Annotated in this window: 11 protein-coding genes; 10 read left to right on the top strand and 1 reads right to left on the bottom strand. The window is 67.8% G+C overall.

Annotated features, from left to right (window positions below; all coding sequences use genetic code 11):
- Positions 1-247: 247 nt before the first annotated feature.
- Complete coding sequence (metK, locus tag DS837_RS14150) at positions 248-1,417, top strand: methionine adenosyltransferase (RefSeq protein WP_149165348.1); 1,170 nt, start codon at positions 248-250, stop codon at positions 1,415-1,417.
- 87 nt (positions 1,418-1,504) lie between these two features.
- On the top strand, positions 1,505-2,215 hold the full coding sequence (trmB, locus tag DS837_RS14145) for a tRNA (guanine(46)-N(7))-methyltransferase TrmB (RefSeq protein WP_149165347.1): 711 nt from the start codon (positions 1,505-1,507) through the stop codon (positions 2,213-2,215).
- On the opposite strand, the gene DS837_RS14140 is transcribed toward trmB, so the two are convergent.
- Complete coding sequence (locus tag DS837_RS14140; protein ID WP_149165346.1) at positions 2,193-2,507, bottom strand: antibiotic biosynthesis monooxygenase family protein; 315 nt, start codon at positions 2,505-2,507, stop codon at positions 2,193-2,195. The two genes, trmB and DS837_RS14140, sit on opposite strands and share 23 nt — an antisense overlap.
- 305 nt (positions 2,508-2,812) lie before the next feature.
- Here DS837_RS14140 and rimP point away from each other — a divergent pair, with 305 nt between their 5' ends.
- The 8 genes from rimP (at position 2,813) to pnp (ending at position 12,729) form a co-directional block, all read left to right on the top strand.
- Entirely contained in the window at positions 2,813-3,298 is a 486-nt protein-coding gene (gene rimP, locus DS837_RS14135) for a ribosome maturation factor RimP (RefSeq protein ID WP_014238849.1), read from the top strand.
- A 54-nt stretch (positions 3,299-3,352) separates the two neighbouring features.
- Positions 3,353-4,888 (top strand): transcription termination factor NusA, encoded by a 1,536-nt coding sequence (nusA, locus tag DS837_RS14130; protein ID WP_149165345.1) that lies wholly within the window; start codon positions 3,353-3,355, stop codon positions 4,886-4,888.
- 30 nt (positions 4,889-4,918) lie between these two features.
- Complete coding sequence (locus tag DS837_RS14125; RefSeq protein WP_149165344.1) at positions 4,919-5,638, top strand: RNA-binding protein; 720 nt, start codon at positions 4,919-4,921, stop codon at positions 5,636-5,638.
- Positions 5,639-5,652: 14 nt separating this feature from the next.
- Entirely contained in the window at positions 5,653-8,385 is a 2,733-nt protein-coding gene (gene infB / locus DS837_RS14120; protein ID WP_149165343.1) for a translation initiation factor IF-2, read from the top strand.
- A 129-nt stretch (positions 8,386-8,514) separates the two neighbouring features.
- A complete protein-coding gene (rbfA, locus tag DS837_RS14115; RefSeq protein ID WP_149165342.1) occupies positions 8,515-9,099 on the top strand; it encodes a 30S ribosome-binding factor RbfA in 585 nt (194 codons plus the stop codon).
- Positions 9,089-10,027 carry a tRNA pseudouridine(55) synthase TruB gene (gene truB, locus DS837_RS14110; protein ID WP_149165341.1) on the top strand — a complete coding sequence of 313 codons (939 nt, stop codon included), beginning with the start codon at positions 9,089-9,091 and terminating at the stop codon, positions 10,025-10,027. The genes rbfA and truB overlap by 11 nt, the downstream gene beginning before the upstream one ends.
- Positions 10,028-10,042: 15 nt before the next feature.
- Positions 10,043-10,312: a 30S ribosomal protein S15 gene (rpsO, locus tag DS837_RS14105; RefSeq protein ID WP_035670129.1), complete on the top strand. Its 270-nt coding sequence runs from the start codon at positions 10,043-10,045 to the stop codon at positions 10,310-10,312.
- A gap of 296 nt (positions 10,313-10,608) precedes the next feature.
- A complete protein-coding gene (gene pnp / locus DS837_RS14100) occupies positions 10,609-12,729 on the top strand; it encodes a polyribonucleotide nucleotidyltransferase (RefSeq protein WP_149165340.1) in 2,121 nt (706 codons plus the stop codon).
- Positions 12,730-13,072: the final 343 nt, after the last annotated feature.

Here is a 13,072-nt window from a genome sequence, read left to right as displayed (position 1 = left end):
CAGAGACCCGAGCCGAGCAACCGGAAGCAATCCGGACGGCAGGACGATTGGGGAACGCGGCCCTCCGGCCCGTTCCCCAAAGTTTTTTTAGGCGAATTTCCATCCGTCTCTTCCAACCCCGGGGAGATCGCTTGACCTGGAACGCAAACCTTGTCACATACGGCAAATGACTGGCTTTCCGTGGGTGCTGCGCCGGTCTCCCAATTTACTTCTGTTGAATAGCCCCCTCCCATTGCCGAGGTTCGTCGTGGCCAAGCTCAACTACGTGTTCACCAGCGAGTCCGTGTCCGAAGGCCATCCGGACAAGGTGTGCGACCGCATCTCCGACGCCATTGTCGATCTGTACCTGTCGCACGACCCCTACGCCCGCGTGGCGGTGGAAACGCTGGCGACCACCAACCAGATCGTTCTGGCCGGTGAGGTGCGCGGGCCGGAAAGCATCACCCCCGACATGCTGGTGCAGGTCGCCCGCGCCGCGGTGAAGGACATCGGCTACGAGCAGGACGGCTTCCATTGGGAGAAGATGGACGTCAAGTGCCTTGTCCACTCGCAGTCCGCCGACATCGCCGTCGGTGTCGACGCTGCCGGTGAAAAGGACGAGGGCGCGGGCGACCAGGGCATCATGTTCGGCTACGCCTGCAACGAGACCCCGGCGTTGATGCCGGCGCCGATCTACTACAGCCACGCCATCCTGAAGTCGCTGGCCGAGGCGCGCCACTCCGGCGCCGCCCCGCAGCTCGGCCCCGACGCCAAGAGCCAGGTGACTCTGCAGTACGAGAACGGCAAGCCGGTGCGCGCCACCGCGGTGGTCGTCTCCACCCAGCACGCCGACGGCCTGACCCAGGAGGAGGTGCGCGAGATCGTCCGTCCGCACGTCCTCAACTGCCTGCCGGCGGGCTGGATGTGCGACGAGGCGAACTTCTACGTCAACCCGACCGGCCGCTTCGTCATTGGTGGTCCGGACGGCGACGCCGGCCTGACCGGCCGCAAGATCATCGTCGACACCTACGGCGGTGCGGCCCCGCACGGCGGCGGCGCCTTCTCCGGCAAGGACCCGACCAAGGTCGACCGCTCCGCCGCCTACGCCGCGCGCTACCTCGCCAAGAACGTGGTCGCCGCCGGTCTGGCCGAGCGCTGCACGATCCAGCTGTCCTACGCCATCGGCGTGTCGAAGCCGCTGTCGGTCTATGTCGACACCCACGGGACCGGCACGGTCGACGAGGACCGGCTGTCGGAGGTCCTGCAGAAGCTGGTCGACCTGTCCCCGCGTGGCATCCGCACCCACCTGGGCCTGAACCGGCCGGTTTACGCGCGCACCGCCGCCTATGGCCATTTCGGCCGCGAGGCGGAGGCCGACGGCGGCTTCTCCTGGGAGAAGACCGACCTCGTCAACGACCTGCGCACCGCTTTCTTCTAAGAGCGGCTTCTTCCAAGTCCGGACCCGTTCGTCCGGAATGCAGGGGCCCCTGGGCCCCTGCATTCGTTTTGGGATCTTGCTGTCACGATGACCGACTCCTTCCTGGACTCGTCCAAGCGGCTCTACGGACGGCGCAAGGGGCGTCCGCTCCGCAAGCGCAAGACCGAATTGCTCGACGGGCTCCTGCCGTCGCTGGAAATCCCGGTGCCGCAGCCGGGCGACCGCATCGACCCCCACGCCCTGTTTTCCAAGCCCATGCGCGACGTCTGGCTGGAGGTCGGCTTCGGCAGCGGCCACCACATGGCGTGGCAGGCGGCGAACAACCGCGACGTCGGGGTGATCGGGGCGGAGCCCTTCATCAACGGCGTGGCCGGTCTGCTCAAGCTGGTCGATGACGAGGGTGTCCAGGACAACGTCCGCGTCCTGCCGGACGATGCCCGCCCGCTGCTCGACGCCCTGCCGGACGCGTCCGTCGGGCGCGCCTTCGTGCTGTTCGCCGATCCCTGGCCGAAGAAACGCCATTGGGAGCGCCGCTTCATCGGCCCGGACAACCTGCCGCGCCTCGCGCGCGTGCTGAAGGACGGGGCGGAGCTGCGGCTGGCCAGCGACGACATGGGGCTGGTGCGCTGGATGCTGGAGCACACGGTCCGCCATCCCGACTTTGAATGGACCGCCCGCGGCCCGTCCGACTGGCGCCACCGCATCGCGGACTGGCCGCCCACCCGCTACGAGGAGAAGGCCATCGAGGCCGGTCGCAAGCCGGTCTTCATGCGCTTCATCCGCAAGGCGCGGGGGTAGACACCAGCGGCTCGCCGTAATGCTCCACCACGGGGAACGGATCGTAGAAGTGGTGGAGCAGGGCCTTCCAGCGGGCGTAGCGGTCGGACCCCCAGAAGCCTTCGGTGTGGTCCTCCAGCCGCTCCCAGCGGACGAGCAGAAGGTAGCGGTCCGGCGCCTCCAGGCAGGGCCGCAGTTCCAGCCCGAGGAAGCCCGGTGTCGCGGCGATCAGGGGCTGGGCCTCGGTCATCGCCCGTTCGAAGGCCGAGCCCTGGCCGGGTCTGACGATCAGGAGAGCCGTTTCGAGGATCACGGTGAGCGGCCTCTGCAGGATGCTTTTCCGAGCGGTGCGAAGGCCGCCGAAGGCTTCACTTTACCCCGGCCGAACCGGCCCACCAAGCGCTTGGCATAGGACCTTGCGGAAAAGCGCTTGCGGCCTGCTCCGGAATGTCTATATTCACCGCATGAACCCATACGGATCGGCGGCTCGGGAAACCGGGCCGGCGGGACGCTTTGCGGGTGGGCCTTGGCCCACTTATTTTTTTATCAGCGTATGGAATCCCCGTGTTGGTCCCAGGGCGCTGTGCCAGGGGAGACCGCGGGGGCGGGTCAGGTGGAATGGAAGCAACCGGTCGTATCGAGCAGATCATCACGCCGTCGGTCGAGGCCATGGGCTACGAACTCGTGCGTGTGCAGTTGACCGGTGGGCAGCGCATGGTTCTGCAGGTCATGGCGGAACGCGCCGACGGCGCGCCCATGACGGTCGAAGACTGCGCCGACATCAGCCGCGCGATCTCCGCGGTGCTCGACGTTGAAGATCCGATCAAGAGCGCCTACACGCTGGAGGTCAGTTCGCCGGGCATCGACCGGCCGCTGACCCGTCTGAAGGATTTCGAGCGTTTCGCCGGTTTCGAGGCCAAGCTGGAGACCCGGCTTGCCGTCGATGGCCGCAAACGCTTCAAGGGCATGCTGAAGGGCGTCGACGACGGCCTCGTGTGCATCGAATCGGAACAGGGAGCCGCCCGGCTGGAGTTCGACAACATCCTGCGCGCCAAGCTGGTCTTGACGGATGAACTGATCCGCGCCAGCCAGGGCCAGGGTTGACGGCCGCTCCGGGCTTCACTCGAAGAACAAACGCCAGTCCAGGAAGTGTGACGGATGGAACTGCTGCAAGTCGCTGACGCGGTTGCCCGCGAAAAGAACATCGACCGGGACGAAGTCCTGGAGGCGATGGAGCAGGCGATTCAGAAGGCCGGGCGCTCCAAGTACGGCCACGAGCACGACATCCGCGCCCGCATCGACCGCAAGACGGGCGACATCCACCTGACCCGCCACCTGGAGGTGGTCGAGGCGGTGGAGAACGAGGCGACCCAGGTGACCCTCGCCTACGCCCAGCGCCGCAAGCCCGGCGCCCAGGTCGGCGACTTCCTGGTCGATCCGCTGCCGCCCATCGACTTCGGCCGCATCGCCGCCCAGACGGCCAAGCAGGTCATCGTCCAGAAGGTTCGCGACGCGGAGCGCAAGCGCCAGTTCAACGAATACAAGGACCGCATCGGCGAGATCGTCAACGGTCTGGTCAAGCGCGTCGAATACGGCAACGTCACCGTCGACCTGGGCCGCGCCGAGGCGATCCTGCGCCGCGACGAGCTGCTGCCGCGCGAGCATTTCAAGAACGGCGACCGCGTGCGCGCCTACATCTACGATGTGCGCGAGGAAGCGCGAGGTCCGCAGATCTTCCTGTCGCGCACCCATCCGATCTTCATGGCGAAGCTGTTCGCCCAGGAAGTGCCGGAAATCTACGACGGCATCATCGAGATCAAGGCCGTCGCCCGCGACCCGGGCTCGCGCGCCAAGATCGCGGTGATCAGCCACGACAGCTCCATCGACCCGGTCGGCGCCTGCGTCGGCATGCGCGGCAGCCGCGTCCAGGCGGTCGTCGGCGAGCTGCAGGGCGAGAAGATCGACATCATCCAGTGGAACCAGGAGCCGGCGACCTTCATCGTCAACGCCCTGGCCCCGGCCGAGGTCGCCAAGGTCGTGATGGACGAGGACAACAGCCGCATCGAGGTGGTGGTGCCCGACGACCAACTGTCGCTGGCCATCGGCCGCCGCGGCCAGAACGTGCGCCTCGCCACCCAGCTCACCGGCTGGGACATCGACATCCTGACCGAGCAGGAGGAGTCGGAGCGCCGGTCGGACGAGTTCCGCACCCGCTCGCAGCTCTTCATGGACGCGCTGGACGTGGACGACGTGATCGCCCATCTCCTGGTCGCCGAAGGCTTCACCTCCGTGGAGGAGATCGCCTACGTCGAGACCGAGGAGCTGGCCGAAATCGAAGGCTTCGACGAGGATGTGGCGGAAGAGCTGAAGCAGCGCGCCCTCAACTTCCTTGAGGAGCAGGACGTCCGCATGACCGAGAGGCGCCAGACGCTCGGCGTCGAGGATGCGGTGGCGGACGTCACCGGCTTCAGCCCGACCCTGCTGGTGAAGCTGGGGGAGAACGGTGTGAAGACGATGGACGACCTCGCCGACCTCGCCGCGGACGAGCTGCGCGACATTCTCGGCAAGGAGGCCCCGACGGAAGACGAGGCCAACGAGATCATCATGGCCGCCCGTGCCCACTGGTTCGACGGCGAGGAAGGCGCGCCCACCGCGGCGCAACCCTCCACCGACGACCAGGCGGCGCAGAGCTGAGCCGGGACTTAGGACGCACAAACGGTACGGATGGTTGGGCTGAGCGACAGGAACGAACAGACTCCGGCGGATGGTGAACCGGACGACCTCGCGGTCGAAGGGGAGGCGCTGCTGCCGGCGGACCTGGAAAAGGGTCCGCTGCGCCGCTGCATCGCCACCGGCACCGTGCAGCCGAAAGACGGCATGATCCGTTTCGTGGTATCACCCGACGGCGAGATCGTGCCGGATCTGGAGGAACGGCTTCCGGGCCGCGGCCTCTGGCTGTCGGGGGACAAGGCGGCCTTTACGAAGGCTTTGGCCAAGAACATGTTCGCCAAGGCGGCGCGGCGCGCGGTGCGCGTCCCGCCCGATCTGGCGGAGCGGCTGGAGAAGCTGCTGGAGCGGCGGTGCCTGGATGCCTTCGGGCTGGCGCGCCGGGCCGGGCAGGCTCTGGCCGGATACGAAAAGGTGCGCGAGGCGCTGAAGACCAATCAGGTCGGACGCGCCGGACCGCCCTATCTGCTGGTCGAGGCCAGCGACGGTTCGCCCGACCAGCGGGGCAAGATCACAGCGCTGGCGCCGGATATGCCGGTCGTGGACCTGTTCGACGCCGCGGCGATGGCCGCGGCCCTGGGACGGGAAAACGCCGTGCACGCGGTGGTGGCGCGCGGGAAGCTGGCCAAGGGATTGGCACGCGACTCCGCGCGTCTCAAGGGTATCAAAGGCTTTGTCGCCGGCTCTCCGCCGGCCGGCCACGTAAGCAACGTCTGACCATTCGGGAACCGATGACCGACAGCAACGACCAGGACCAAAAGAAAGTCTTGCACCTCTCCGGCTCCGGCAAAGGGAAGCTGGAGCTGAAGAAGCCGGTCGAGACCCAGGTCCGGCAGAGCTTCTCCCATGGCCGGTCGAAGCCCGTGACCGTGGAGGTCAAGCGTAAGCGGGCCGTGGAGAAGGGCGCTCTGCCGGGCGTGGCCGACGGCGGCGCAGCCGCGCGTCAGGCCGCCCAGGGCATCCCCGTCCGGGGTGGGCCGGGCCAGCGCCAGCGCGGCGGTGGCGGCGGCGCCGTCCGTCAACTGACCAACCAGGAACGCGAGGCGCGCATCCGCGCCCTGCAGGGGGCGGCCGAGGACAACCGCCGCCGCGCCGAGGAGGAGGCCGAGGCCGCCGTCTTGGCCGCCGAGGCCGCCGCCCGCGCCGCCGAGGAGGCGGCGTCCCAGCCGGCCCAGGTGGTCGAGGAGGAACCGGAGATTCTCGACGCCGAGACTCTGCGCCAGCGCGAGCTGGCCGAGCTGCGCGGCATCGAGGAGGCGGAGCGCGCCAAGGCCCAGGAGGCCGAGCGCCGCCGCCAGGAAGAGGAAGCCAAGCGCAAGGAGGCCGACGAGGCCAAGCGCAAGGACACCGAACAGACGCGTCCGCAGGGCGCTGGTGCCCGTCCCGCCGCCGGTGGCGCCGGTGCGCGCACCGCGGCCACCACCACGGAGGCTCCGGCCGCCCGTGGTCCGGGGGCTCCGGCCGCTCCCCGCTTCGGCGAGGAAGAGGACGACCGCCGCGGCAAGCCCGGGAACAAGAAGGCTCCGGCGCCGGCTCCGGCGCGCAAGGCCGGCCCGGCGGGCGACCGCCGCAAGGGCTCCAAGATGACCGTCTCGCAGGCGCTGAGCGACGATGGTGAGCGCACCCGTTCGCTGGCCGCGGTCCGCCGTGCCCGCGAGCGCGAGCGGCTCCGCCAGATGAGCCGTCAGGAGACGCAGAAAGTGACCCGCGACGTCGTGCTGCCCGAGGTCATCACCGTCCAGGAGCTGGCGAACCGCATGGCGGAACGCGGCGCCGACGTGATCAAGCAGCTCATGCGCATGGGCGTGATGGCCACCATCAACCAGACCATCGACGCCGACACGGCGGAGCTGGTCATCGCCGAGTTCGGCCACCGCGTGCGCCGCGTGTCGGAGGCGGACGTCGAGGTCGGCCTGCGCCTCAACGACGATGCGGAAACGGCGCTGGTGCCGCGTCCCCCGGTCGTCACGATCATGGGCCACGTCGACCACGGCAAGACCTCGCTGCTCGACGCCCTGCGTCAGACCGACGTGGTCAGCCGCGAGGCCGGCGGCATCACCCAGCACATCGGCGCCTATCAGGTGCAGCTGGAGTCGGGTGCGAAGATCACCTTCATCGACACGCCGGGTCACGCCGCCTTCACCGAGATGCGCGCCCGCGGCGCCAACGTCACGGACGTGGTGGTGCTGGTCGTCGCGGCGAACGACGGCGTCATGCCGCAGACGATCGAGGCGATCCATCACGCCAAGGCTGCGAAGGTTCCGATCATCGTCGCCATCAACAAGATCGACCTGCCCGACGCCAAGCCGGACCGTGTCCGCCAGGAACTGCTCCAGCACGAGCTGGTCGTGGAGGAACTGGGCGGTGACATCCAGACCGTGGAAGTGTCGGCCAAGGCCAAGCGCAACCTGGACAAGCTGGAGGAGGCCATCCTCCTGCAGGCGGAAATCCTGGAGCTGAAGGCCAACCCGGGCCGCACCGCCGAAGGCGTCGTGGTCGAGGCCAAGTTGGAGCGCGGCCGCGGTTCGGTCGCCACCGTGCTGGTCCAGCGCGGCACGCTGAAGGTCGGCGACGTGTTCGTCACCGGGTCGGAGTGGGGCCGTGTCCGCGCCCTGGTCAACGACCGCGGCCAGAGCGTCGAGCAGGCCGCCCCGGCCAGCCCGGTCGAGGTGCTGGGTCTCAACGGCACGCCGCTCGCCGGCGACGACTTCACCGTCGTCGAGTCGGAAGCCCGCGCCCGTGAGATCGCCGAGTTCCGCCAGCGCAAGAAGCGCGAAGCTGCCAACGCGGCGTCGGCCCGCGGCTCGCTGCAGGACATGTTCAGCCGCATCCAGGCGGGCGAGGCCAAGGAACTGCCGGTCGTCATCAAGGGCGACGTGCAGGGCTCCATCGAAGCGATCTCCAACGCCCTGGAGAAGCTCACGGCGGAGAACACCGAGGTCAAGGTCCGCGTGCTGCACGCGTCGGTGGGTGCGATCAACGAGTCCGACATCACGCTGGCGAACGCGTCCAACGCGATGGTCTTCGGCTTCAACGTCCGCGCCAACCCGCAGGCCCGCGACATGGCCAAGCGCGACGGCGTCGAGATCCGCTACTACTCGATCATCTACAACGTGATCGACGACGTGAAGGCGGCCCTCACCGGCATGCTGTCGCCGACCCTGCGCGAGCGTTTCATCGGCTACGCCGAGATCCGCGAGGTCTTCAACATCACCAAGGTCGGCAAGGTCGCCGGTTGCATGGTCACGCAGGGCACCGTCAAGCGCGGCGCCGGTTGCCGCCTGCTGCGCGACAACGTCGTCATCCACGAGGGCACGCTCAAGACGCTCAAGCGCTTCAAGGACGAGGTCAAGGAAGTGCGCGAGGGTTACGAGTGCGGCATGGCCTTCGAGAATTACGACAACATCCTGGCCGGCGACATCATCGAAGCCTTCGAGATCGAGGAGGTGGCGCGCGAGCTGTAAGCCCGCCGCCGCATCCCGGCTCACGGACCGGCTACAGATGACGTTACAGATGACAAGGGCGCCCGTGCGCCCTTGTCGTGTTTTCGCGGAGGGACCGATCCCTCCCGCACCGCATTCGGGATCGACAGCATGAGAAAGAAACACGACCTGGCCGGAAAGCCGCCGTCCCAGCGCCAGCTCCGCATCGGCGAGGAAATCCGCCATGCCCTGGCGGACCTGTTCCGGCGCGGCGACTTCCACGACCCCGAACTGGCGGAACTGAACGTCACGGTGACCGAGGTGCGGATCAGCCCGGACCTGCGCAACGCCACCGCCTTCGTCACGCCGTTGGGCGGCGGCCCGATGGACGAGACGCTGTCGGCCCTGCGCCGCGCCGCGCCCTTCCTGCGCGGCCAGGTCGCCCGCGCCATCAACCTGCGCCACGCCCCGACGCTGAGCTTCGAGGCCGACACCTCCTTCGACTATGCCGGTCGCATCGACGACATCCTGCACAGCCCGGCGGTCGCCCGCGACGTCGGCTACCGCTCGCTCGCCGACCGCGTGAACGGCGACGACGACCATGACGAAGAGGACGACGGCTGGGACGAGGAGGACGAGACCGAGACGGACGACCTCGACGACGGTGAAGACATCGACGACGAGGACGAGGACGAAGACGAAGACGACGGGGATGAGGGCAACGGCGGCGAGGGCGAGGGGCGCCGTGGCTCGTAAGCGCAAAGGCGAGCCGATCCACGGTTGGATCGTGCTGGACAAGCCGGCGGGGATGACCTCCACGCAGGCGCTGTCCAAGGTGCGGCGCCATCTGAACGCGGAGAAGGCCGGGCACGGCGGCACGCTGGACCCCATCGCCACGGGCATCCTGCCCATCGCGCTGGGCGAGGCGACCAAGACCGTCTCCTACGCCATGGACGGCGAGAAGACCTACCGCTTCACCGTGGCCTGGGGGACCCGCACCACCACCGACGACCGCGAGGGCTCGGCGACGGAAACCTCCGCGGTGCGGCCCGACGCCGAGGCGATCCGCGCCGCACTGCCCGCCTTCCTGGGCTTCGTCGAGCAGATTCCGCCGCAATACTGCGCGCTGAAGATCAACGGCGAGCGCGCCTACGACATCGCCCGCGAGGGGGAGGTGGTGGACATCGCCCCCCGCACCGTCCGCATCGACCGGCTGGAGCTGGTCGAAACCCCGGACGCCGACCACGCGGTGCTGGAGGTGGATTGCGGCAAGGGCACCTATGTCCGCTCCATCGCCCGCGACCTCGCCGAACGGTTGGGGACGGTGGGGCACATCCGCGATCTGCGACGCCTGCGCGTCGGGTCTTTCACGCTTGACGGGGCGATTTCCCTGGACGATCTGACCGCGATGGAGCAAGGTGCCGCGGTCGAAAGACTTCTGCTGCCGATCGAGACCGCGCTGGACGACATCCCGGCGCTGGCCCTGACGGACGCGGAAGCGCACCGACTGAAGCACGGCCAGACGGTGGCACTCCTCACCCGGCAGGACCGCGAACGCCTCACGGCGCTGCGCGGCGATGTTGGTGGGGATGGCACCGTTATTGCGCTTTTCGGCGGCAAGCCGGTGGCGCTGGCGCGCGTGGAGGGGGCGGAGGTCCGTCCGGTGCGCGTTCTCAACCTATGAACGATGGAGACCCCGATGTCGATCACGCCCGATCGCAAGCAGGAACTCATTAAGGACTATTCGCGCGGCACCAACGACACCGGTTCGCCCGAGGTCCAGGTCGCGATCCTGTCCGAGCGCATCCGGAACCTGACCGAGCACCTGCAGGGCCACAAGAAGGACTTCCACTCCCGCCGTGGTCTGCTGGTGATGGTCGGCCAGCGTCGCCGTCTTCTCGACTATCTCAAGAAGAAGGACAACAGCCGCTACGCCACGCTCATCGAGCGTCTGGGCCTGCGTCGCTGATTTCCAAAAGGCGTCCGTCCTGGTGACCGAACATCCGTCCCGATCAGCGCTCGATCCGCCGCGCCGCGTTCCGGTGCACAGGGGAGTGTCGCGCTGGTCGGGGCGTGCGGCTGTTCGCGAAGGTATGTATTGATCAAACGGCCGGCCCGGACCTTCCGGGACCGGCCGTTTGACGTTTTTGGCCCGTTTCGGGTTTTACCCTTTGTTGGGTTTTCACATGCGGGGTCCGACGACCGATGACCCCGGCTTAGGCCAGCAATCCGGCGGGCCTAGGTGTCGGATGGAAGGAAGAATCCATGTTCAAGGTTTTCCGCAAAGAAATCGAATGGGGTGGACGCAAGCTGACGTTCGAGACGGGCAAGATCGCCCGTCAGGCCGACGGCGCGGTGCTGGTCACCTATGGTGAGACCACGGTCCTCTGCACGGTCGTCGGCGCCAAGTCGCCGAAGCCGGGCGTCGATTTCTTTCCGCTGACGGTCAATTACCAGGAAAAGTCCTTCGCAGCCGGCAAGATTCCCGGCGGCTTCTTCAAGCGTGAAGGCCGCCCGACGGAGAAGGAGACGCTGGTCAGCCGCCTGATCGACCGTCCCATCCGTCCGCTGTTCGCCGATGGCTTCCGCAACGAGACGCAGGTCATCTGCACCGTGCTGAGCCACGATCTGGAGAACGATCCGGACATCGTCGCGATGGTCGGCACCTCGGCCGCGCTGACGATCTCCGGCATCCCGTTCCTCGGTCCGATCGGCGCCGCCCGCGTCGGCTACGTCGACGGCCAGTATGTGCTGAACCCGACCATGGACGCCGTTGACGGTTCCGCGCTCGACCTCGTGGTCGCCGGCACCCAGGACGGCGTGCTGATGGTCGAATCGGAAGCCAAGGAGCTGTCCGAGGAGATCATGCTGGGCGCCGTGATGTTCGGCCACAGCGGCTTCCAGCCGGTCATCGACGCCATCATCGACTTGGCCGAGCAGTGCGCCAAGGAGCCGTGGGACCTTCCGGCCCCGGCCTACGACCGCGCCGCGCTGAAGGCGAAGCTGCGCGCGACCGTCGGTGCCGACGTCGAGGCCGCCTACACCGAGACGGTGAAGCAGGTCCGCTACGAGAAGATCGGCGCCGCCAAGGCGAAGGCGCTGGAGGCTCTGGCCGAGGCCCACGAGACCCAGGCCATCGTGACCGAGTTCAAGGAGCTGGAGGCCGACATCCTGCGCGGCGCCGTCCTGAAGACCGGCCGCCGCATCGACGGGCGCGACACCAAGACGGTCCGTCCGATCGTGTCGGAGGTCGGCGTGCTGCCGCGCGCCCACGGTTCGGCGCTGTTCACCCGCGGCGAGACGCAGGCCCTGGTCGTCACCACGCTGGGCACCAGCCAGGACGAGCAGATCATCGACGCGCTGCAGGGCGAGTACCGGGAGCATTTCATGCTCCACTACAACTTCCCTCCGTACTCGGTGGGCGAGGCCGGCCGCATGGGCTCGCCGGGCCGCCGCGAGATCGGCCATGGCAAGCTGGCGTGGCGCGCCATCCACCCGCTGCTGCCGAAGAAGGAAGACTTCCCCTACACGCTCCGCGTGGTGTCGGAAGTGACCGAGTCCAACGGCTCGTCGTCGATGGCGACGGTTTGCGGCACCTCGCTGTCGCTGATGGACGCCGGCGCTCCGCTGGCGCGTCCGGTGGCCGGCATCGCCATGGGCCTGATCAAGGAAGACGACGGCTTCGCGGTCCTGTCGGACATCCTGGGTGACGAGGATCACCTGGGCGACATGGACTTCAAGGTGGCCGGCACCGACGCGGGCATCACCGCGCTCCAGATGGACATCAAGATCACCTCGATCACCGAGGAGATCATGAAGATCGCCCTGGGCCAGGCCAAGGACGGCCGCCTGCACATCCTGGGCGAGATGGCCCAGGCCCTGACCGGCGCCCGCGAGGCGGTGAACGAGAACGCCCCGCGCATCACCGTGATCAACATCCCGAAGGAGAAGATCCGCGACGTGATCGGCTCCGGCGGCAAGGTGATCCGCGAGATCGTGGAGCAGACCGGCGCCAAGATCGACATCGAGGACGACGGCACGGTGAAGGTGGCCGCGGTGGACACCAAGGCCGCCCAGGCCGCCATCGACTGGATCAAGGGCATCGTCGCCGAGCCGGAAATGAACGTGGTCTACACCGGCAAGGTCGTGAAGGTCGTCGATTTCGGCGCCTTCGTGAACTTCCTGGGCTCGCGCGACGGCCTCGTCCACATCTCCGAGCTGTCGCCGCAGCGCGTCGGCAAGGTGTCGGACGTGGTGTCGCAGGGTGACTCGGTGAAGGTGAAGGTCATCGGCTTCGACGACCGCGGCAAGGTGAAGCTGTCGATGAAGCAGGTCGACCAGGCCACCGGCGAAGACCTGACCAAGAAGGACGGCCCCGCCGCCTGACGGTAAGGTTTCACCCTCCCTCGCACCAGCGGGGGAGGGCGCCTCTCTTCCCCCTCCCCTGCGCAGCGGGGGAGGGTCGGGGAGGGGGCAAAGGCGCCGTAAGGCGCCTTTTTCATGCGCGACGGCCTATCAGCCAGCTAGCCGTCTTCGGTTTTTGTATACTGTCCGCACCTGAAAGTTAGCCTGCCATTTTTTCGCTGAGCGACGGCGCTACTTGGTCGTGTCCCGAAGCGTGGTGTAGCTGTGGGGAAGCGGCCCGCCGCAGCGCCTTCCCATGGCTGGCGTAGGCGGGCCGGTTATCCACAGCGGGGCGGTCATCGCGGTTCTTCGATAGAGTCTGGTC

The organism is Azospirillum brasilense (assembly GCF_008365405.1).
GTDB classification, from domain to species: Bacteria; Pseudomonadota; Alphaproteobacteria; order Azospirillales; family Azospirillaceae; genus Azospirillum; species Azospirillum brasilense_D.
This window is presented reverse-complemented; position numbering and strand designations above follow the sequence as displayed.